Annotated in this window: 20 protein-coding genes and 1 pseudogene; 5 read left to right on the top strand and 16 right to left on the bottom strand. The window is 37.5% G+C overall.

The genetic code is table 11. The features are described from left to right. Positions 1-19 precede the first annotated feature (19 nt). From hag (CKW02_RS06135) to CKW02_RS06065, 14 genes and pseudogenes are all read right to left on the bottom strand, one after another. Positions 20-919 carry a flagellin Hag gene (hag, locus tag CKW02_RS06135; protein WP_003211802.1) on the bottom strand — a complete coding sequence of 300 codons (900 nt, stop codon included), beginning with the start codon at positions 917-919 and terminating at the stop codon, positions 20-22. Between the two features lie 286 nt (positions 920-1,205). Continuing rightward, positions 1,206-2,120, bottom strand: a complete 915-nt coding sequence (gene hag / locus CKW02_RS06130) for a flagellin Hag (RefSeq protein WP_003211799.1) — start codon at positions 2,118-2,120, stop codon at positions 1,206-1,208. A 232-nt stretch (positions 2,121-2,352) separates the two neighbouring features. Then, entirely contained in the window at positions 2,353-3,828 is a 1,476-nt protein-coding gene (locus CKW02_RS06125) for a Kelch repeat-containing protein (protein WP_003212036.1), read from the bottom strand. A gap of 101 nt (positions 3,829-3,929) precedes the next feature. Continuing rightward, positions 3,930-5,111, bottom strand: a complete 1,182-nt coding sequence (gene alr / locus CKW02_RS06120; protein WP_003211809.1) for an alanine racemase — start codon at positions 5,109-5,111, stop codon at positions 3,930-3,932. Positions 5,112-5,276: 165 nt separating this feature from the next. Beyond that, positions 5,277-5,909, bottom strand: a complete 633-nt coding sequence (locus CKW02_RS06115; protein ID WP_003210965.1) for a hypothetical protein — start codon at positions 5,907-5,909, stop codon at positions 5,277-5,279. 143 nt (positions 5,910-6,052) lie between these two features. Next, entirely contained in the window at positions 6,053-6,502 is a 450-nt protein-coding gene (locus CKW02_RS06110) for an AraC family transcriptional regulator (protein WP_003211184.1), read from the bottom strand. Between the two features lie 580 nt (positions 6,503-7,082). Beyond that, entirely contained in the window at positions 7,083-7,721 is a 639-nt protein-coding gene (locus CKW02_RS06105) for an ABC transporter ATP-binding protein (RefSeq protein WP_003212193.1), read from the bottom strand. Between the two features lie 13 nt (positions 7,722-7,734). Continuing rightward, positions 7,735-8,427, bottom strand: a complete 693-nt coding sequence (locus CKW02_RS06100) for a hypothetical protein (RefSeq protein WP_003212437.1) — start codon at positions 8,425-8,427, stop codon at positions 7,735-7,737. A gap of 712 nt (positions 8,428-9,139) precedes the next feature. Further along, entirely contained in the window at positions 9,140-10,009 is an 870-nt protein-coding gene (locus tag CKW02_RS06090; RefSeq protein WP_003212047.1) for an ABC transporter permease, read from the bottom strand. A 60-nt stretch (positions 10,010-10,069) separates the two neighbouring features. Then, positions 10,070-10,453 (bottom strand): hypothetical protein, encoded by a 384-nt coding sequence (locus CKW02_RS06085; protein WP_034619986.1) that lies wholly within the window; start codon positions 10,451-10,453, stop codon positions 10,070-10,072. Positions 10,454-10,723: 270 nt separating this feature from the next. Beyond that, positions 10,724-11,858, bottom strand: a pseudogene (locus tag CKW02_RS06080) (response regulator aspartate phosphatase). A gap of 244 nt (positions 11,859-12,102) precedes the next feature. Continuing rightward, a complete protein-coding gene (locus tag CKW02_RS06075; protein ID WP_003211335.1) occupies positions 12,103-12,624 on the bottom strand; it encodes a ClbS/DfsB family four-helix bundle protein in 522 nt (173 codons plus the stop codon). A gap of 207 nt (positions 12,625-12,831) precedes the next feature. After that, positions 12,832-13,257: a GNAT family N-acetyltransferase gene (locus tag CKW02_RS06070; protein ID WP_003212002.1), complete on the bottom strand. Its 426-nt coding sequence runs from the start codon at positions 13,255-13,257 to the stop codon at positions 12,832-12,834. Positions 13,258-13,268: 11 nt separating this feature from the next. Further along, entirely contained in the window at positions 13,269-13,835 is a 567-nt protein-coding gene (locus CKW02_RS06065) for a TetR/AcrR family transcriptional regulator (protein ID WP_003210799.1), read from the bottom strand. Positions 13,836-14,021: 186 nt separating this feature from the next. On the opposite strand from CKW02_RS06065, the gene lpdA reads away from it, so the two are divergent. Continuing rightward, positions 14,022-15,416 carry a dihydrolipoyl dehydrogenase gene (lpdA, locus tag CKW02_RS06060; RefSeq protein ID WP_003210987.1) on the top strand — a complete coding sequence of 465 codons (1,395 nt, stop codon included), beginning with the start codon at positions 14,022-14,024 and terminating at the stop codon, positions 15,414-15,416. A gap of 120 nt (positions 15,417-15,536) precedes the next feature. Here the strand turns inward: lpdA and CKW02_RS06055 are convergent, their stop codons facing one another. Continuing rightward, positions 15,537-16,691: an MFS transporter gene (locus CKW02_RS06055; RefSeq protein WP_003212229.1), complete on the bottom strand. Its 1,155-nt coding sequence runs from the start codon at positions 16,689-16,691 to the stop codon at positions 15,537-15,539. A gap of 127 nt (positions 16,692-16,818) precedes the next feature. On the opposite strand from CKW02_RS06055, the gene CKW02_RS06050 reads away from it, so the two are divergent. The 4 genes from CKW02_RS06050 to CKW02_RS06035 all read left to right on the top strand — a co-directional run bounded on the left by CKW02_RS06050 (position 16,819) and on the right by CKW02_RS06035 (position 19,990). Further along, positions 16,819-17,709 (top strand): LysR family transcriptional regulator, encoded by an 891-nt coding sequence (locus tag CKW02_RS06050; RefSeq protein WP_003212527.1) that lies wholly within the window; start codon positions 16,819-16,821, stop codon positions 17,707-17,709. Positions 17,710-17,725: 16 nt separating this feature from the next. After that, positions 17,726-18,289 carry a GNAT family N-acetyltransferase gene (locus tag CKW02_RS06045; protein ID WP_003211367.1) on the top strand — a complete coding sequence of 188 codons (564 nt, stop codon included), beginning with the start codon at positions 17,726-17,728 and terminating at the stop codon, positions 18,287-18,289. Between the two features lie 103 nt (positions 18,290-18,392). Continuing rightward, the gene (cuyB, locus tag CKW02_RS06040) at positions 18,393-19,100 is read left to right on the top strand and encodes a cysteate racemase (protein WP_003211547.1); all 708 of its coding nucleotides are present in this window, start codon (positions 18,393-18,395) and stop codon (positions 19,098-19,100) included. 14 nt (positions 19,101-19,114) lie between these two features. Next, complete coding sequence (locus CKW02_RS06035; RefSeq protein ID WP_003211978.1) at positions 19,115-19,990, top strand: LysR family transcriptional regulator; 876 nt, start codon at positions 19,115-19,117, stop codon at positions 19,988-19,990. A 44-nt stretch (positions 19,991-20,034) separates the two neighbouring features. Here CKW02_RS06035 and CKW02_RS06030 read toward each other — a convergent pair whose 3' ends face one another. Continuing rightward, positions 20,035-20,931, bottom strand: coding sequence for a macrolide 2'-phosphotransferase (locus CKW02_RS06030; RefSeq protein ID WP_003211377.1), 897 nt, complete (start codon positions 20,929-20,931; stop codon positions 20,035-20,037). Between the last annotated feature and the right edge of the window lie 445 nt (positions 20,932-21,376).

Below are 21,376 nucleotides of genomic sequence, written 5' to 3'. Positions count from 1 at the left end.
CCTTAGAGGGGCTTTTTCATTAACGTAATAATTGAAGTACGTTTTGCGGCTGTTGGTTTGCTTGAGCTAACATTGCTTGAGATGCTTGAGAAAGAATGTTGTTCTTTGTGAACTCACTCATTTCTTTCGCCATGTCAACGTCACGAATACGTGACTCAGCAGCTGTTAAGTTTTCAGCAGAAGCACCAAGGTTGTTGATTGTGTGCTCTAGGCGGTTTTGGACCGCACCAAGTTTAGAACGCTGGTCTGAAACTTGTTTGATCGCTCCATCAATGATTGCTAATTGATCGTTAAATCCACCTTCTTCATCTGCTGCAATTTCGGCGAAATCAGTTACTTTAATAGTAGAAACGGTTTTATCCTCAACTCCAAGTTTATCAGCAGACATTGCTTCAATATGAACTGACAATTGCTGCGCACCGTTAGCTCCAATTTGGAAAGTAAGTTTTTTCGGTTCTCCGTCTTCTGGTTCAGCAGCAAAAGTTCCATCAAGAAGTTTCTTTCCGTTGAATTCAGTACGGTCAGAAATACCGTTCTTATCTGTACCGTTCCCAATTTCCTGAACTAGTGCATCAATTTCCTCTTGAATTGCACCAAGGTCTGTTTCATCTTGTGTACCAGTGTTTCCAGCTTGAACGACTAGTTCACGTACACGTTGAAGGATTGAGTGAGTTTCAGTCAATGCACCCTCAGCTGTTTGAATAAGAGAGATACCGTCTTGAGCATTTTTCGTCGCCATTTCTAATCCGCGGATCTGACCACGCATTTTTTCAGAGATTGCTAGACCTGCTGCATCATCTCCTGCACGGTTAATTTTAAGACCAGAAGAAAGCTTCTCCATGTTCTTTTGTCCTGCTCCATTGTTTGCAGACAAACGGTTCAGTGTGTTAAGTGCTGCGATATTGTGGTTAATTCTCATATTAAATGACCTCCATGTGTTTGAACCAATTAGACATCCATGTCCAAAAGTTCTCAATTAGAATTTTTTTGTAAGCCTTACAATCCATTTATCGAACTTTAATGGAATATGTTTAACAAAAAAGGGATAAATAAGGATTAAGTCTCATTCACTATGATCGTTTCGCTAGAGTATGCCAAAATTAAAGGTCATTTATCATGATTTAACAGAGGGATTTAAGAATCATAAGACTGTAGAAAATGCGAAGAAAAAAGCATAAAAAAAAGCCCCATAAAGGGGCCTGTCATTAACGTAGCAATTGAAGTACGTTTTGTGGCTGTTGGTTCGCTTGTGCAAGCATTGCTTGAGACGCTTGAGAAAGAATGTTGTTCTTTGTGAACTCACTCATTTCTTTCGCCATGTCAACGTCACGGATACGAGACTCAGCAGCTGTTAAGTTTTCACCAGAAGCACCAAGGTTGTTGATTGTGTGCTCTAGACGGTTTTGGACCGCACCTAGTTTAGAACGTTGAGTAGATACTTGTTTGATTGCTCCATCAACAATTCCTAATTGTGCATCAAAACCAACATCAGCTACATCAGCTGCGTTTGCTGCAAATTTTGTAACATCAATATCTTTTACAGCTTGGTTCGCTACTAAAGTACCATCGGGTAGAGTTGCACCAAGTTTGTCAGCAGACATTGCTTCAATGTTAACTGATAATTGTTGAGCTCCGTTAGCTCCAATTTGGAAAGTTAAAGAATCTGTTCCAGTTGAACTGAAAGAACCATCAAGTAATTTTTTACCGTTGAATTCTGTACGATCAGAAATACCATTTTTGTCTGCTCCATTGCCAATTTCTTCAACAAGCGCCTTGATCTCTTCTTGAATTGCACCAAGGTCTGTATCGTCTTGTGTACCAGTGTTTCCAGCTTGAACCACTAATTCACGTACACGTTGAAGGATTGAGTGAGTTTCAGTCAATGCACCTTCAGCGATTTGGATAAGTGAGATACCGTCTTGTGCGTTTTTAGTTGCCATTTCTAATCCGCGGATTTGTCCACGCATTTTTTCAGAGATTGCAAGACCTGCTGCGTCATCTCCTGCACGGTTGATTTTAAGACCAGAAGAAAGTTTCTCCATGTTCTTTTGGCTTGAAGCGTTGTTTGCAGACAAACGGTTCAATGTGTTAAGTGCTGCGATATTGTGGTTAATTCTCATTTCCTATTACCTCCATGTATGTGGGACCTGACAGACGTCCTTGTCTGAAAAAAGTCCTTTATTCTAGGGCTTATCAACCCTGACAATTCTATTATCGGACGTGGTTATAGGATGTTTAGCAGATTTTTAAAAAAATATCGCATTTTTTCATGACGTTGATCCTAACTTTGACAATTCTATAAAAACAAGAGCTGCTGATCTATCATCAGCAGCTCTACAAATTCTATGAATATCAGTATTGTTTGATATCAAACATTAAGATATTTTGGTAGACGAGGTAATCTTTCTTACTTGTGAAAGGCCCTTTATTGTGTTCATCATTGATTTCATAGAAGTTCATCCCAATTCCAAAACTTCTCTCTTTATACCAGTTTAGAAAATCGTTGATTTCTTTCATTGAAAGCAAATAATCCTTTTCCAACCCGTTTATCATGGTAATTGAAAGTATACCTTTTGTTACTTCTTCACCTGGCTTTGTTCCGTCCTGATCTTTTGGTTCTTCGTTTGTGCCATCACCTGGCTTTGTTCCGTCCTGATCTTTCGGTTCTTCGTTTGTGCCATCACCTGGCTTTGTTCCGTCCTGATCTTTCGGTTCTTCGTTTGTGCCATCACCTGGCTTTGTTCCGTCCTGATCTTTTGGTTCTTCGGTTGTGCCATCATCTGGCTTTGCTTCATCTTCAGTTATTTGCAACTCGCTTAATGGAATAGAAATCACTGATTTGTAATCACTTTTTACAGAGAGGTTTCTCATGCTATTCGAGTAGTCACGTCCGCCAATGACATACAATTGGTCATCAACAATTGCTGCCACAGCTGATACTCTACCTTCTGGCAAATCATACGCTGAATTTTTAAATTGACCATCTTTCGGATTGAAAATTTGAACGATATTCAACATTTCACTTGAACGATCACCAGTCCGTTGTCCACCAATAACGAAGAATTCCCCATTATTTGCTTCGTAGGCCGGTTCAAATACAGTTGAAGTTAAGTCACTATCTTTTAATTTACTCCATTTATCTGTTGAAATATCATACTGGAACAAAGATTTTTCTCTACTATGTCCAATCAAATTTTCGCCGCCTGCAACATATATTTTGCCGTCAATTGCAGAAATGGCTCTCCCATTTCGAGATGGTAAAGCCGATGAGTTCAAGCTCTTCCATTCACCAGAGGCTGTATTATATTGATAGACATTATTCTTATAAGAGTTTTTTGAAGATACAATATATATATTCTCTTTCACTGCAACTGCGTACAAAGTTCCTTTGTCATAAGTTGAAAATACAGGGTCTCTTGGAATTTGAATCGGTTCTTCAGCCCACTGATCAAGTTCTGTATCATATATATCAATCGTGTTATAAGCTGTTTTTGTTTCTTCGTTTATTCCACCTATTAGATATATTTTCTTACCTACTGTAGCATATGTACCGCCTGTTCTATTTGTCAGCATGCTCGTTTTTTCTTCCCAAACATCTTTCTTAGGGTCATACATAAATGTTTGATTATTTAACTTATTTTTTTCACTTGCGCCACCAAATAAATAAATCTTTCCATCTACCACTCCTACACCGGCATTAATACGTTCTTCTGGTAAATCAGCTCGTTTTGTCCATCCAGTTGATTTTGTTTCTGCATCTGCTTTAAATGGACTAAGAGTACTTGTTAAAAGAAGTACCATGATAAATAGTAAAAATTTCTTTTTCATTTTTCTTCCTCCACATCATTATATTCCCTCCTTTTATCGATCTAATATTTGTAAAGTTTACAATTTAATGGTTTTTAAATAAACTTTTTATAATAAAATCCTCACACATACATCACCGGCGTTGATATTTTAATAATCTTCCCGCCTCGACGATAAAACCTCGGCACACGTCGGCTTAAAGTAGCGATGACTTCGTAGTTGATTGTATTGAGCATTTCAGCAATTTCATCGACAGAAATTTCTCCGCCTTTTTGACGACCGTATATGACGACTTCCTCGCCTTGCTTTGCTTTCATTTCTCCTAAACTGATCATCGTCATATCCATCGTGACTCGGCCAGCAATCGGCATTCGTTTTCCGCGGAAAAGCATAAATCCCCGATTTGATAAAGCACGTGAGTACCCATCTGCATAACCGATCGGTATGGTCGCAATCACTTCATCAGGCTTTGCCACATAGGTTGCCCCATAGCTGACGGTCCTTGGCTTTGTCACCATTTCCTTTACGAACGCAATCCTTGCTTTTAAACTGAGAGCGGGCTCTAGCTGAACAGCGTCTAAGCTTTCAATGTATTGCGAGGGATACAGTCCATATAGCCCGATACCCAGACGAATCATATCAGCGCTAAATTCAGGAAACACGATGGCAGCCGCTGTATTGTTCATATGTACGGTCGGCAGCTTAATTCCTCGTTTTTTCAAAAACCGAAGAAAATCAATAAAAATGCTGTGCTGCAGCTGCGTAAAATCAGGGTCAGGCTCATCTGCAGTGGAAAAATGCGTAAAAATCCCGTCCCATCTAAGGTTTTCACTCTTTTCAAGTGCCTCCACCACTCCTAACAGCTCTTCCTTTGTCCGTACACCTAATCGCCCCATCCCTGTGTCGACATTGACATGTATCCCAAGCCGGCGCTGACTTTCTTCTTCCGCTAAGATCTCATTTGCTTCAACAATCCAGTCTTCACGAAGGCCAGATAGATCAATTCTCCAGGCCGCAGCCCTTTTCACACAGTCGAGCGGGGTAAATCCAAGAACCAAAATCGGTGCTTCAATTTTTGCTCTTCGCAGCACAATGCCTTCCTCCAAGCTAGCAACTGCGAGCTCCGTCGCACCGCTTTCCAGTGCCTGCCGGGCTACCTCCACTGAACCGTGGCCATAAGCATTCGCCTTCACGACAGCCATGATCTTACTTTTCCTCGGAATATGCGCTTGAATGGCTTCGATATTTCTTTTAATCGCATCAAGATTAACTTCGATCCAGACTTCCCTGCATAGCTTTTTCATTTATTTTTCCTCCTCATCACATGAGCGTTCTTTCTATCTCCATGTTCGCTTTTGCGTCTAGTCTATCTTTATTCATTTTTGAGAAAAACATTCAACTACAATGACTGGACCTGCTTTGTCTTGTTGCACATAAAAAAAGAAACCACATCAACTGTGATTTCTTCTCTATGAGCGATGATATTCAATTTCATCCGCAGATTTCATCATTGCATCAATATCATGATAAATCTCCTGCAAATTTTCCCGTTCAGTTAAATATTGAGCATTGCTCTTACGAACAGGCACATCAAATTGCAGGAAGTTGATTGTCATCGCGTGTAATTCTTGGTCATTCATTGTGAACCTTAATTCAAGCGTCGAGACCTCTTCTTTATCATCACTCTCCGCTACATCATCAATCGGCACACCATCTTCTAACATCTCAACTTGTTTCAAATCTTTCAAGGAAATATCTGTGACTGCAAATCTATTTTTTCTAGTTGACCCGCCAGGCTGATGTTCAATAAAACGCATTTTCTTTAACTCATCATCAATCGCAAAGCCCTTATCAACTTGCTCTGAAAAGATATAGGTAGGTGCTTGAAACCCATCTTCGTGAAAAAGCATCATCATTTTGTCAAATAAAATGTTTGGATCATTCTGTTCTTTTCGTCTTTGACATCTACCGGCTATGAATAAAATGACCAGTCCTCCGATGATGCTGAGAGCCGGTCCCAATCCATTTCCTACATCTATGAAAACAGTAAAGCCTAAAATAGCAATCATAAAAGCAATGACAATACCTATGTTGAATATCACACAATGCTCCTCCTATCATGACCCTTCATGAATGGTTTAGCCATAGTATAGCATTTGAAGCAAGATGATTTAAGAATATAAATCTGATAGGAAGAAAAACAGACCATAAAGGTCTGCTTTCTCATTGAATTTCGTTCAAGTGTTTAAAAGATAGGTAGTAAGAACTCACACACGCCTTCTTCTTCTCTATATCTCTCCATAATAGATGCCTGACGCATGTTCAATTGATTGTTTTGGATCATTTGAGGCAATTGGCTCCAAAACAAATTCACTTTTTCGATTGTATGTGTCACTGTAAACACAGCATACTTTCCCCCTTCAACATGTCCAGTCTGAACCATTTGATCTTTTGAGAAATCTCTATTTGTCATCAACATGAGGTCGTATCTGCATTTTTCTGGTGGAATTTTACCAGGATCATCTTGAGGAACACCATATATACCAAATTCCTTTAATTCATCATTTAATTGATGTTGATTGATCCATTGTTTAAATCTCTTCATCATCTCTACATTTTCTTTGTTGGCATATGGTCCTATATTCCTCATATACACCATCTTCATATTGCTTACTATTTCAATTTTGTAATTCATGATTCCCCTCCAACTCTTATTGGAAGATTGGCCAATCATTCCTTACATCCAACGGTAACATCCTTTAAAATATAATACAGCAGGATATTAAAAAGAATTTTCAATGTATGTTGGAAAATACATATTTTCTCGTTAGCAAGATTCCAATCTTTTTTTCAATTCCACACTTGTTTTTTATGAAGATTTATCATTGAGATAGGCGACAATCTAATAGAACAACATCTTACTCATCGGAACATATAATAAGACACTGAACAGCTGTATTCTCAGTGAAAATAACACTAAACAGTATCACCGTCATATTTAGCAAGACTAAAAATATCTATGCATAAAGAGAGACGGGTATACGTTTGACAATCTTTCATGCATTGAAAAGACTTTCAAAAGATGAGGCTTAACCTTAGCTGCCATGAATCTAGAAAACTCAGATTAACAGGATTCTATTAATCATATGCGAACTGATCTATTTTATAAAATAAGGAAAACCCCACTTTTACTTAAAGTAAAGGCGGGGTTTCTCTAGAGTCTGAGAGAATAAATTATGATTTTCTTTCTAAAATTGGTTATTATATAAAAGACATTAATCTGTAGTTTGTATTTTTCCAGAATTCATTTTATAAACAATATGACATAGTTCCTCTATATCTTTTTTATGGTGAGAAGTTAATAAAACAGTTGCACCTCTTTCATTTTCTGCTTTAATCAAATGATATACATTTTTCACTGAATCTTCGTCCAGTCCATTCATCGGTTCATCTAATAAGATAATGTCTGGCTTTTCCATAATAGCTTGAGCAATTGCTAATTTTTGTTTCATACCTAACGAATATGTTTTAACACTTCTTTTATCATCAGGATTCAGTCCAACACTTTCAATTACCTGCCTAATTTGTTGATCATCTATTCTCTTTTGTATATCAGCAAGAAACTTGAGATTATCAAAACCACTGTATTGTTCTAAAAAAGCGGGTTTCTCTAAAAGCACGCTAATACTTTTAGGAAACGAAATTTGTTTATGCAAAATTTGATCAGATACTATAACCTCACCAGCACTTGGTTTCACCAAACCAGCTATCACTCGAAAAAGCATCGTTTTTCCAGATCCATTATGACCAACAAAGCCAATGATTTTTCCTTTTGCTAATGACAAATTAATATCTTCCAATACAGTTTGCTTTCTAATTACTTTCGTAACTGCATTCAATTCAATTATAGACATGATAAAGCTCCTTTTATAAATAATCGGTTTTGTTAGAATGATATACAACATATGTCATGAGACATGCAATGATTGTAAGTTCAAGAAGAATAAAAAGCGATTGTCCTTGGACATGTTCATACATACCATAGTATAAGGGAATATATTTATTTTCTATTTTAATACCAGCAAAAAACATACCCAGCACACAAATGTTAGCCACTTCAACATTTAAGTGATTTTTCAACACTAACCATATGGTTCCATGCAAGAATAAATTTATAGTGATATAGATAAAAATAAAAATCCAGCCCATATTAAATTGAATGCTTACATGAAGAAAACTAAATAAAATTATAGCAATGCTGAGTGCAGTTATCACATAATAAAAGGTAAATAATAAACCAATAATAAATCTAGCTATCCACAGAGTTCTCCACTGACGTAACCTTAGAATCATTTGCATTTCAAACATATATAAAGGATTTTTCCAAAGCATTTGAAGAAAAATAATATATCCTACAGAAAATGACAACCAATACATCCAACTAATAAAAGTTCCATTTGAAGAACTAAAAAGTAAAGTGAAGAAGTCTTTAGAGCTTTCCAAACCCTTAATATTTTTGATGAAAATCATTGTATTTATAGCATGTAATACTAGTACAATGACTAAACTTCTAAGTATGGTATTTTTCAGTCTGAAATATTCAAGCTTTAGTATTTTCATTTAATTGAGACTCCCAAAGTCCGATGAAGTAGACACCCATCTTGTTAATAAGAAAAATATAAAGATGAGGGCTGAAAGCTCTAAGACAGATTGAAAAGGAGCTTGTTTATAACCATACACAAAATAAAATGAGACAAAGCCCGTTAGTGTTCTATCTATTATCATTAAAAAAATACAAAAAAGAGTAACTAGTGACTTATTATTAATTAGCTCTTGAAAAAAAACATACACCACTCCAATTAATTGCGTCATAAGAAAAAATATGATAAAAAAGAAAACCCCACTAAAGATATTGTCGCTTTCTACTGAAGGAATATAATTTAACAAAGCTGTGTAACTTATTCCTTTGAAGTGTAGATAACTAGCCATCTTAGTAACAATAATTGCCCATGTACTTATTAAAAGAGTATATAAAAACGAATAGACGATAACTGTTGTAATTTTAAAAGAAATAATTTCTTTCCTAGAAGAAAACCTTCTCAAAATTATCCAAGCGTTCAATTGATATGATTTAGACATTACCAGTAAGAAAAGAAAAATTGGTCCAAACATAAAATCATATCTAAAAAAAGTAAGTATTTCTATAAAATTAGAAAATTTCGCAAGTCCGTATGAGGATATTGGAGTTACAGATATACTTAATATGAAAAGAAGCACACTCATAAAAATTAATAACTTCAATAAATCCCTTTTTAAATCTATAAAAACATACTTAAATTGTGTCAGAATTTTTTTTCACTCCTAATATATAAATGATCACTATTGTCAACATTCCAATAATAAAATTAATATAAAAAGAAGAATATGATAGATTGTGTACTGGTTGTCTTGGATCTAAGAAATTAAATGGATCGATAGATACTTTTCCTATTAAACTACATAAAAGCCAGAATCCTAGATAGAGCATTAAAGGAGAAAGAAGCACAATATATCTGTTTTTTAAAAACAAAGAAATCGCTAATCCAAAACAAGCATACATTCCTGCATATAATGCAGCTATTAAGTAATATATGCAAATATATAGATAAGGAGATTTAGCTAGTAAATCAGAGAACATTTCTTTTTTCTGTCCGTCAAATACATTATCAGCAAAGGAAGCCGTTCCATTCATTACTTTCTTATACACATCCGTATATGCTGAAAAATCCCATTGTCCATTAACCAGATTAGAAATTAATATTCCTATAAGTAACGGGAATGCAAACAAAATAACCCCTGAAAAATATGTAAATATAAATTTCCTACTATAATATCTTAGTCTACTTTCTTTTGTTAGGATATATTCTACATTCCCAGAACTCTTTTCTCTAAAGATGGAATCAACAATTGGTAAACCTATAAGTAAAGGAAATATGAAATAAAAAAATGAAGAAAAAAATGAATCTGATAGGCCCATCCAATATTGATGCGGTGATATCATTGCAAGAGCATCTGGAAATTTACTATATAATCGATTATACAGATCGTATTCCGTATTATATTGTATGGAGCCAATAATTGCATTTACCAAAACAATACAAATTGATATAAACAATACAATATATAATAACTTATTTTTTATAAGCTTCCTTAATTCACACATAGATTTCTCCCTCTTAATTATTAAAAACAATACGACGATATCGTCGTATTGTTTTTAAAATTATTTATAATCCGGATTCCACTTTCCTGAAACTTCCACACCATGTATCGTCCAATTAGACGTTTGTGCTCCTGCTTTAATCGTCTTTTTTTCCGCACTAGAATCAACAGTAAAATAACGTCTGTCATTTTTTTTAAGATCGTATGCTTTTGCTGAAACTTGTGTATCACCTTTCCAATGACCTACATTTATCTTATAATCCTTTGCGATTACAGAGAAGTTAATGCTAGCTTTTTTACTGGTGCTTTTTACACCTTTCGCTACATCTCCCCAGTTTTGAAGCTTAGGTAAAACTCTTGAAAAATTATAGTTCTTTGCTTGTGCTATTCCACCGATACCAACTATTAAGCTAAGTGCTAAGACTCCTGCAAGAATTTTTTTCATTTTTTTCTTCATCTCCTATTATCTCAAATTATGGTTCAAATAGATTATAAGTGGGAAATTATTCTTAGTCAACATCTTTTTCTTATTTAAGGATATTTTTGTATTACAATTATAACCCCCGCTTTGCTATTGAAATTATTACAATCAGTTTAAGCAAAATAACCAATACTTGATGTATGTCCTCTCTGGGCTTCATTATGGATATCGTTTGATGAAGCATAACTAAAAGCACATAACAAACTGACAATTATTAATACGGTTGCTACTGACTTAAATTTCATAAAGACAGTCTCCCCTTTTAATTTGGTGTTGGAAATATAGAATCTTCTCAATAAAATTCGTTTGAGCGTGCTATATCTCCTGCTTTATTATAATGCTTCACTGCATCTTTCGCTAAATCTTCAAGATTTGCAAAAAGAGACTTTGATTCCAAATAAGCCATTGACTCTGCTATGCGATTTACATTGTTATCAATATAAAGTGATCTCAACATAACGAAAGTATTGATAAAAATATCATCTTTTAATTTTTCAGCTAATTCTATTCCATAGTTTAGTGCATATAAACCTAAATCACTCTGCTCATTTTTAAAATATGATTTTGTCAACATGACCAGCGGATCAAGAATTTTATTTAAGTGCTCATATCCCTGTTCTTTAAACGAATGAATAGATTCATTAAAATATTTAATTGCGGTTGAAAGATCATTGTTATGAAAATAACTCAATCCTAAATTATAAAGTGCTGATCCTTTTAATCGTTTTGTTGAGTTGTCGGCGGCTTTTTGTAGTGCGTGCTGAAAATGGGGTATGGCTTTTTCGGGGCAGCCCATATCGATATAGTTTAATCCAATGACAAAAGAACATTGAATTTCTCTGACTGTGTATGTATCTTTTTCTCGGTAACATTCTATCGCCTGTGCGATATGGTGCATCGACATGTGGGTTTGTTTCATGTGGTAATAGATTTCTGCCATCTTGTAATTGAACTCGGCACGTTCAATATCGTCGCTGACAAGAGACAGCTTTTTTTCTGCCCGCTTATAGAAGGTAATCGCATTTAGGTATTCATAGTTTTCAAATTCGTACATGCCGTAGAAAAAATTAAAGTAATACTCGAGCAATCCTGTTAATTTTTCTTGATCCCTTTTGATCTTCATTGCGAGTTCCCTAAAGTTCGCCCGCTCTTCCCCATTTTCTAAAGGATTCAAGTAATCAAGCATTAATTTATGTCTGAATTCCATGAGTGAGAAATACAATAATAAATCTTGATTTTCTTCCATATGATCAAGCATTGATTTGATTTCCTCTTTATATGCTTCGGCGTCCGGTACGTTAAATCGTTGAATATGATAATACCATTCATTGATTTTCAAGCCGACGTGAGAAGAAAGAACTTTCTCCATCAGACCTTACCACTTCCTCTTTTTCCCTATAACGACATATATTATCATTTTGTAAATCATCCGGCATCGAAAAGAAACCGCAAATGAATAAAAAAAGCTTCTTGAAAGAAGCCATGTGAGTGATCATAATTTTGAGATTTTGAGAAGGAGGATAACTGAACTCGAATCAATCCCTCTGTACTCTCTGAAATATGATGAAAATATCAGGTCTTACGAAATATATGTATCTAGTATATCCTCCACGTCATCCTTGTTTTAATCGTTTCCATTTACGAATTTGAGTACGGAAATTTTTAAAAGGGGCTACGGTATTCACATGAATAAATTTATAAACTGGCCAAACTGCCTTTGCTGTAGCGCCATCCGCCCATTTTCGTTGATGAGGTTCAAACACTTCTTCCTCACTCATACGATCTAACATATTACAAATAGTTAACACATTCTGTTTGAGCTGAGCTCTTAATGCGACTAGTGATTGACAAGCATACTTCTCATTAAAAAGAGAATATAACGCGCCAAGCTGGTTCCATTTATAACCTTCTGCTGGCGTATGGACAACCTTTCCTTCAGTTTCGTCTTGCTCCCATTGAAGCAGCAGGGTTGTCCAACCAACTTGATAAGCCAAATTTTCTGCAGGAGTTCGGCTCACATCCTCTATTCGATCATCTTTCATTTCTTCTGGAATCATATCAAATTCTTCATCGTATTGATTGTACGTCTTCATGATTGCTTGCTTTAAAACATCTTTTGACTCATAACTTGTCATATGATTCACCTCTAGTTCTTTTTGTGCAAATTTTTCTCGGAACATATCTTGCAAAAGTACAAAAAAGGAAGTGGAGCTCATGATATTGAATGATTCTATTGCTTTGTGTTTTACAGTCTCTATGAAAATCAAACACTTATCAACCGAAAAAGCAATAGCTCAATAAAGTAAAGCTATAAAAATGGATACGAAAAATGAAGACTCTCTTTACGTTCCATCATAAACAAGCACCCAGTATCTCTCCCCTGGCTCACCTTCTTCTACAACAGCCTTCCAGCCTCTTTTTTGATAAAAAGCCAAAGCCTTGTGATTGTCAGAGACACATTTGAGGGTGACCGGTGTTCCGAGCACTTTTATAGCATGTTTGAGAAGCAAGTCGCCAGCTCCTTGACCAGCAGCTTCGGGATGTACAAACAAGAGGTGAATAAAACGATCTGGTACATAGAGTGAGATGAATCCGAGGATTTTGTTGTTTTCCTCAGCTATGAAAATTTGCTCTTCCTGTGTATCCTGATCAAAGTCTTGCAGATTGATTTCTTCAGTATGAAGCCAGTGAAAGCTCTGACGGCGGGATTCTAAATAGATTTTTCTTAATTGTGGATAATCTTCTATGCTTGCTTCTCTAATCAACATCGCAACATCTCCTATGTTTTTAGAATATACTTTGCCTGTGTTCTGCCTGCCAATAACAATTGATCGCTGAACTGCGAATCATTGACCGCTCGTGCAAGAGCAATTGTACCAATCATGCTGCTTACTAGTGCGTAACTCTTAGAGAGATCTATGTTTTCTGCATCAGCTATAAACATCATAAACCGTTTCAATTCATCCGTATAGGCTTTCCGTACCTCTTGCGATAATTGAGAAATCTCCCCTGCTAGTGCAGGCAGTATACAGCCTACCTCCGTCTGATCACGGTGAACGGAACTTAAATAGAATTCAATGATCGTCTGAATTCGAGACTGGTCTGCTTTCTTATCTGCAACACTTTGCAGCAACTTTATCGTATCAGTAATAGCAAAATGAAAAGCCTCTATTACCAACTGATCCTTGTTCTTAAAATGAGCGTAAAACCCTCCATGAGTTAGACCTGCCCCTTTCATAATGAATGGCAAACTGATATTACGAACGCCATTTGTTCGAAATGCTCGTGCAGCACTTGCAATGATTTGCTCTCTCACTTTTGACTTATGACCTTTCGGATAAGGCATTTTCTTACTCCCCTCCTTCACTTTAACTCTTTCTAAGTGTATTTATCAAAATATTATAATCATCATATTTTCGTGTGTCAAATTGACTGAAATTCATTTTTCCTCACTTAGATGGGATTGACTTCATCAAAATATGATGGATATAATATATTATGGTCATCATATTTTAAGACGGAGGTGCAAGAAATGATTCATTTAGAAACAGTAGATACTTTAGTAATCGGATCAGGTCCGGGAGGCTACGTGGCGGCATTACGTTCAGCTCATCTCGGCATGAAAACAGCGATTGTAGAGCGTGATCAATTAGGTGGAGTATGCACCCATGTAGGCTGTATCCCTTCTAAAGCGCTAATAGCAGAAGCAGAGCGGTTCAAACTCCGCACACAATGGGGGGTTTTTCAAGAAGGCGGCTCTTTCAAGGAAGCTCAAGCGTTCAAAAAAGCTGTTGTGAAAAAACAAGCTGGAGGCGTTCAATTTTTGCTAAAGTCAGCAGGAGTTACCATTCTGGAAGGAGAGGCAAGCTTGATCGATCAGCATACAGCGATGATTCAACATGCCGAAAAAGGTGAAAAGCGAATCAATTTCAAACACCTAATACTAGCAACTGGTTCCCGTCCAATTGAAATGAGATCACTCCCTTTCGGAGGTCGTATATTGTCTTCCACTGAAGCACTATCTCTTCCTAACATTCCAAAAAGCCTTGTCGTAGTTGGGGGTGGTTATATTGGGGTTGAACTAGGACAGATGTTTGCAAGATTTGGAGCAGAAGTCACCATTTTAGAAGGAGGCAATCAAATATTGCCTGGCTTTGAAAGTGAACTTGTCTCGCCTGTTATTCGGCAACTGAAAGAAGATCACATCACCGTGATTACAGGAGCAAATGTCAAAAATGCTGAGCAGCATATGAGCGGAATTGATCTTCATTACGAGCGACAGAAAGAAAGCTACACGGTGAAAGCGGAATATGCACTGATTACTGTCGGAAGAAAACCGAATACTGATGGTTCATTAGGTCTTGATTCTATCGGGTTGTCCATTACCCCTCACGGACTGATTGAAGTTGATGAACAATGCAGAACATCCATCCCGCACATATATGCGATTGGTGATATCACCAAAGGTCCTGCTCTAGCTCATAAAGCTTCCTATGAAGCGAAGGTGGCAGCAGAGGCAATCGCTGGGAAACCTTCGATGATCGATTATAAAGCGATTCCACTTGTTGTGTTTTCCAGCCCAGAATTGGCGAGTGTCGGATTGAGCGAAACAGATTGCAAGCAACAATCCATTCCGACTGTCATTGGAAAAACAATGTTCTCTATTAATGGTCGAGCACTGGCATTAAAAGAATCAGAAGGATTTGTGAAGATTGTAGCCCATGCCGAATCTGGCCTTATTTTAGGAGCACAAATCGTAGGTGCAGAAGCTTCTACTCTTATATCAGAACTTTCTCTCTCTATTGAAATTGGTGCAACAGTCGAAGATTTAGCAATGACGATTCATCCTCACCCAACATTAGGTGAAATGATCATGGAGGCCGCAGAAATGGCCACCCGTAAAGTTGAAAAACATCTTGCACGATAATTGGTTCAGGTGTAGCTTCTAAAATTGAGCAAAATAATCGCCATAGCTTATTTATTTAAGAATAATAGGCTATGGCAATTTCAATTGAGCACTCATATTAAAACGTCGGTCAATTTATCGTTAATTGGATCCTACTTCACGCTTTTTACCGAGATTCATGGATAACTGAACGCCAATCATCAGCATGACGATGACAAGCATTGCCACAATAGAAGCATAAAAATGTCCGCTTAGATCGAAAACAAGGCCAATGAAAAACGGACCGAATCCTCCCATGATATACCCGCCCATCTGCGACATGGCGGACCATGTACCAGCTTCCTCCGGTGTACGCGTCTCAATAATGGGCAGCATAAGTGCTAAAGGAAATAATCCACCTGCACCCATACCTAGGAAAATGACAGCTGGCAAGATCGGCATTGGCAGGAGAAGAAAGATGAGACCAATCAACTCAGACAGACTGCATAAGATGAGAAATAATTTCGGTTTTCCTAATCGAGTAACGACCGCTGGAACGAGTAGTGCCACCGGAATCTGAATGAGTGTAAATATGGTCAGCAGCATGGCAGCATATTGCGGACTGTTTCCGAAGCTAAGAGCAATCGGTGAAATCCATGCCGTCAAAGAATAAAACATACTGGACATAAAGCCAAAAAACAAGGTGAATTGAATGGCTTTTTTGTTTCGCAGCGGCAATTTTAGCGGCAAGGTTACATGATCACTCTGCTCATTTTTGCGAGCAATACCTACCCATAGAATAAGCGCGATCACCCCTAGAATAGCCCAGCAAGACAATGCAAACGGAAGGTGGTGACTCATTAGATAAATCGGAATGGTGAAGCCGGAAGCAAGTGCTGCCCCAATCGTCATCGAAATAGAATAAACACTCACAATCCCCGGATTTTTCGGGAAATACTTTTTGATAAAACTAGACAACAAAGGACCCGCGAAGCTAATCCCTACCCCTCCTGCAAATGCAGTCATGAGCAGAATAGCGACCGATTGGCTTGTACCCCGCAGCGCTGTGGCGATTGTGATGAGAAGAATCGAGAAAAAAAGCGTTCTCTCTAAACCAAAACGCCGACTGAGTGTCGTCGCAACGGGTGCAAACACCCCCATACAAAGGACAGGCAAAGTGGTCAAAAGACTGGCTGTCAGTGCGTTCACACCAAGCTCTGATTGGATCATACTCATCATAGAAGCCACGGACGTAATGATTGGGCGCAAGTTTAATGCAGCTAAAAATAAAGCGGCTAAATAAAATATTTTTTTCATCAATGCACTTCTTCCTCTCTCTACTTGTTGAAGCTACTTTGAGTATAAATCCGCCGCATTCATTGATCAATACAATAATTCGTATTATGATGATAGTAAAAAACTATTATTAATGAAAGGATGACAAATGGATACTCGGCATATTACATATTTCATGGCTGTATTCGATCATTTACATTTCACAAAAGCTGCTGAGCAATTAGGGATATCACAGCCTACATTAAGCCAGCAGATTCGGCTGCTTGAAGCAGAAGTTGGGATGCCGCTCTTTGATCGAATCGGCAAAAAAGTCGTCGCAACCGAAGCGGGTTCTCTGCTATATCAATATGGGATGAAAATGCTCCAAGCTGAAAGAGATGCAAAAAATGCGATGAAAGAACTATTATCTGAAAAACGGGGAAACGTTCGGCTTGCAGTCCTCCCTTCCGATCTTGACTTTCAGCTTGTTCCGCTTTTTGTAGAATTTAAAACACTTTATCCTAAAACCAATTTGAAAGCATATTCAACCATCTTCGTTCGTGAAGAAGTTCTGTCGCATAAAGTGGATCTCGGCATCGGGCTGCGAGGGCCTGCGGATAAGCGTCTCGTTCAAATGCCGCTTGGAAGTGAGCCCTACGAATTATTTGTTCATTCAGAAAGTGAACTAGCCCAAAAGAATGAAGTGACATTGGAAGAGCTGACGCAGCATGCTTTGGTCATGTATCCGAAGGGATATCTAGGTAGGGATTTAGTAGATGACGTATGTAAAGAACAGGGTGTTGAACTAGACACTGTCATGGACGTTGGGTCCGCATCTTCATTATTGCAGCTGGTTGAAGCTGGCATCGGTGCAACCATTCAGCCGCGAGGATTGCTACAACAACATGCCACATGGCCAAATATTGTTTCGATACCTATTGCTGAGCCAGCACCTGTTCGTCACCTGGAACTAATTTATTATGCAGATCGATTTGTCAGCAAAGCACAGCAGCAGCTATCTGAATGGCTGATCGACTTTTTCAAATCAAGAACTAACTAAAAAGTGAGGTTAAGACATGAAGAATGCAAACAACATATTCACAAAGACAAACCGAGTGGTTATCCGCCAATTTGATAGGCAAGATATCGAACCGTTTTATCAGTACCGAGCAAATCCCTCTATTGCAAAATTTCAATCTTGGGAAAACTATACGTACGAAGAAGCTGAATCATTTGTTCAACATCAAATGACACAAAAACCTAATCAACCGGGGTCTTGGTTTCAATATGCGATTGCCTTATCTGAATCCAATCAGCTGATAGGGGATTGTGCCATTCATACACTTGACAGTGAGCCTAGAATCGTTGAAATAGGTTTTACACTCGCGCCTGAATACCAAGGAATAGGCTATATTCACGAAGCTCTAAGTGCAATTTTCGAATATATTTTTATGACACTAAACAAACATAAAATCATTGCCTTTACAGATGTGCGAAATGAAAAATCTATTCGCGTGCTGGAACGTTTAGAAATGAGACGCGAAGGACATTTGCTGCAAAATTATATGTCGAAGGGACATTGGGTCGATGAATATCAATATGCGATTGTCCAATCGGAGTGGGCCGCTAAGCGCCATTAAAAGACGCTTTTGATCAACCTTCTATATACATATAGAACTTTTCTATAACGCTCACCATGCTTTCTTTTTTTATAATAGAAAAAAAAGAAATGTGGTGGCGTATATGTCTACAACGATCGGAATTATGGGCGGGATGGGTCCTTTAGCAACGATTGATCTGATGAAAAAAATCATTTCTCATACTCCAGCGATAAAAGATCAGGATCATATCCATGTGATTGCTGATAATTATCCGCAAATCCCTGATAGAACCAATGCCATATTTGGGAAAGGCGAAGATCCTACAGATGATATGATTGCATCAGCTAAGAGATTAGAACGTGCAGGAGCGGACTTTATTCTCATTGCATGCAATACCGCTCACTTCTTTTTAGAAAACGTACGACATTCCACTCATATCCCTATCATGAATATGCCATTAGAAACCGCAAATTATCTAAACAAACATCACTATACATCTGTGGGCTTACTATGTACTGATGGCACATTAAAAACCCAGCTCTATCAAAGGGCTTGTGCTCATCACAAGATTGACGTCATGACTCCTAGTGAAAATCTTCAGAAAAACGTGATGAATGGGATATATGCGGTGAAAGCAGGAAAATTAAGTGAAGGCGAAAGCGAATTGGCGTTAGCTGCAGAGATTTTAATCAATCAAGGCGCAGAAGCCATCATTGCCGGTTGTACAGAAATCCCCTTAGTCTTAAGGTCAACTAAAGAGGTGAAAGTGATTGACCCTACTGTCATTTTGGCGAAAGAAGCTGTAAAATTAGTATATGAGCTTGAAAAGCTAAACATTAAAAGTACGTAATTTAAGGGGATAAAATGAATATTGAGAATATAGAAGCGTTTATTTACGTATGCCAGCTAGGCAGTATCAATAAAGCTGCGGAAGCACTGTATTTAACCCAGCCTTCTGTTTCGGCACGTATTCAATCGTTAGAAAAAGAATTAGACCTGAAATTATTTGATAGACAGAGAAATAAACTATCTCTGACGGAAAAAGGTGAACAGTTTTACCCGCATGCCAAAAAGATCCTCCATTCTTATCAAGAAGCAAAGCATAGTCTCAAACAAACGATGATTCCTTATGAATTGACGATTGGATGCGCATCCTCTATTTCCAATAATCTATTGCCTAACATATTGCCCGCCCTAAAAGAAAAATACGAAAACCTGAAAGTGAAAATCGTAACAGGACACTCAAAGGATGTTGTCCAAAAAGTGATTAACAACCAAGTAGACTTTGGGATTGTCAGGACTGAAACACATCCTCAAATTGAATCAATCCCGATTTTCAGTGATCCAATCGGGCTGTTCGTCCCAACTCATCACCCGCTCGCTAGCCTTGACAACATTAATATGAAAGAACTAGAAGAACAGCCTTTTATTTTCTTTGACTATGGGTCATTTGATTGGTTGATGCTCCACCGATTATTTCAAAAAAACAGCATCACACCGAACATTTCCATTGAGGTTGATCATATGGAAACCGCAAAAAATTTAGTGCTTCAAGGAATGGGACTATCGTTTCTACCTCATCATTGCGTTAGAAATGAGGTAGAACAAGGAACATTAAAACAAATTTCAATCGATCCATCCATCAATTTCAATATCAATATCGAGTTCATTTATAAAAAAGGAAAATCAAAATCCGTTTTCATTGATCAACTCAAACAGTTTTTTCATGAATTAGATTAAAAAAAGCCCTTTTTAGGGGCTTTTTTTGGATTCGTCCTGATTGATTAGCTTTCGTTTGCCAACATGTATGCTGCAGTTTCATGCATATCTTTCAATCCTGATCTCTGTGCGTACTCGGCCACAGTGATCGCACTTGTCGTCAGAAGTTCTATTATATGTTCATCCATTCCTGGCCAAGTTCTCCCGCCTGCTTTTTCATACGCATGGATAAGTTTTGTTAATCCTTCTTTCCCAAAGAGAAGTTGATGCGACAAAAAGTCTGCAGATACATCACCAACCCCCACTTCAGACCAATCAATCACACCCGTAACACATTGATTTTCATCAATCAGAATGTGGCCAGGATGTAAATCTCCATGCTTCACGCCCACGAAAGGCGGCCATAAAGAATCTTTTGCTAGCCATGCTTGCCAGCGCTCCCATAAACCGCTGTTAATGGTGTATTGCGATTTGACACGTTCCATTCGCTGTTTCATTGATGCTCTTAATTCATGAGCACTGAGCATCTCCACACCGAGCGTTTTAAAAGGCTGTTGATCTAAGGAATGTACATTCGCTAAAACGCTTCCTAATGATTCATAATAAGCTTGCGGTACATTCGTTTGATCAAAACTCCACACATAAGATTGCTGTTCCACATCAATACTAGCCGCCGGTACACCCTCTAATTGTTTATAAGCAATCAGACTTTCTGTAAAGATAGACCACTTAGGAACCTGAAAGTGAACATGCCTACTAATGTGATCTAATGTCTTTTTTTCTTGTAAGGTATGTTTCATTGATTCAGGTCTGCGAGGCATTCTTAATATCCATTGATCACCATGTAAACCTTCGACATGTGCAACACGGAAATCAACACCTGATTCATTGATTTTGATGGTATTCTCTAAAATCTCTAACCCGTGATGATTGGCTAACTGCTTTAATTCTAGTCTATTCATATCCATTCCTCCAATTGCTCATTTAGTCATGATCAATAGGCATCAAGAATATCATCACAAAAAACCACAAACAGGCTATTTTATGTGGTCAGAGTAAACAAAGCTAGACTTATGCCTTTCTTTGTATGATAAAAACATACAAAAAAGACAGATCTGCCTGTCTTCTAGTGAAATTGCATACTTTCCCGCTGAAGATCATTAAAAATGTGCAGACTCCCCCGTTTACTCCGTTTGATGAAAACAGAGCCTTTGAACATATGAAATTACTGATTGTTCAAAGTTTGCTGGCGTAATCTTCCTGCATGCATCATCTTTAACCATCCTCCTCTTTGTAATATAAAGTTACTATACTTTATTTAAATATGACTTTCAATAAGGTCACAAAAAGAGGGATTTAAAATCATCAAATACCCCACCCAATTACATAAAATGCAATAATTGTATT

It is taken from the genome of Bacillus pumilus (genome assembly GCF_900186955.1).
Classification (GTDB): Bacteria; Bacillota; Bacilli; order Bacillales; family Bacillaceae; genus Bacillus; species Bacillus pumilus.
Note: the sequence above shows the minus strand (reverse complement) of the source record. Positions and strands in the feature narration are given on the sequence as shown.

Bases quoted from the DNA above. Each gene is read 5' to 3' on its own strand.
- hag (WP_003211802.1), bottom strand. From the start codon at position 919: ATGAGAATTAACCACAATATCGCAGCACTTAACACACTGAACCGTTTG.
- hag (WP_003211799.1), bottom strand. From the start codon at position 2,120: ATGAGAATTAACCACAATATCGCAGCACTTAACACATTGAACCGTTTG.
- CKW02_RS06125 (WP_003212036.1), bottom strand. From the start codon at position 3,828: ATGAAAAAGAAATTTTTACTATTTATCATGGTACTTCTTTTAACAAGT.
- alr (WP_003211809.1), bottom strand. From the start codon at position 5,111: ATGAAAAAGCTATGCAGGGAAGTCTGGATCGAAGTTAATCTTGATGCG.
- CKW02_RS06110 (WP_003211184.1), bottom strand. From the start codon at position 6,502: ATGAATTACAAAATTGAAATAGTAAGCAATATGAAGATGGTGTATATG.
- CKW02_RS06105 (WP_003212193.1), bottom strand. From the start codon at position 7,721: ATGTCTATAATTGAATTGAATGCAGTTACGAAAGTAATTAGAAAGCAA.
- CKW02_RS06100 (WP_003212437.1), bottom strand. From the start codon at position 8,427: ATGAAAATACTAAAGCTTGAATATTTCAGACTGAAAAATACCATACTT.
- CKW02_RS06090 (WP_003212047.1), bottom strand. From the start codon at position 10,009: ATGTGTGAATTAAGGAAGCTTATAAAAAATAAGTTATTATATATTGTA.
- CKW02_RS06085 (WP_034619986.1), bottom strand. From the start codon at position 10,453: ATGAAAAAAATTCTTGCAGGAGTCTTAGCACTTAGCTTAATAGTTGGT.
- CKW02_RS06075 (WP_003211335.1), bottom strand. From the start codon at position 12,624: ATGACAAGTTATGAGTCAAAAGATGTTTTAAAGCAAGCAATCATGAAG.
- CKW02_RS06070 (WP_003212002.1), bottom strand. From the start codon at position 13,257: ATGTTGATTAGAGAAGCAAGCATAGAAGATTATCCACAATTAAGAAAA.
- CKW02_RS06065 (WP_003210799.1), bottom strand. From the start codon at position 13,835: ATGCCTTATCCGAAAGGTCATAAGTCAAAAGTGAGAGAGCAAATCATT.
- lpdA (WP_003210987.1), top strand. From the start codon at position 14,022: ATGATTCATTTAGAAACAGTAGATACTTTAGTAATCGGATCAGGTCCG.
- CKW02_RS06055 (WP_003212229.1), bottom strand. From the start codon at position 16,691: ATGAAAAAAATATTTTATTTAGCCGCTTTATTTTTAGCTGCATTAAAC.
- CKW02_RS06050 (WP_003212527.1), top strand. From the start codon at position 16,819: ATGGATACTCGGCATATTACATATTTCATGGCTGTATTCGATCATTTA.
- CKW02_RS06045 (WP_003211367.1), top strand. From the start codon at position 17,726: ATGAAGAATGCAAACAACATATTCACAAAGACAAACCGAGTGGTTATC.
- cuyB (WP_003211547.1), top strand. From the start codon at position 18,393: ATGTCTACAACGATCGGAATTATGGGCGGGATGGGTCCTTTAGCAACG.
- CKW02_RS06035 (WP_003211978.1), top strand. From the start codon at position 19,115: ATGAATATTGAGAATATAGAAGCGTTTATTTACGTATGCCAGCTAGGC.
- CKW02_RS06030 (WP_003211377.1), bottom strand. From the start codon at position 20,931: ATGAATAGACTAGAATTAAAGCAGTTAGCCAATCATCACGGGTTAGAG.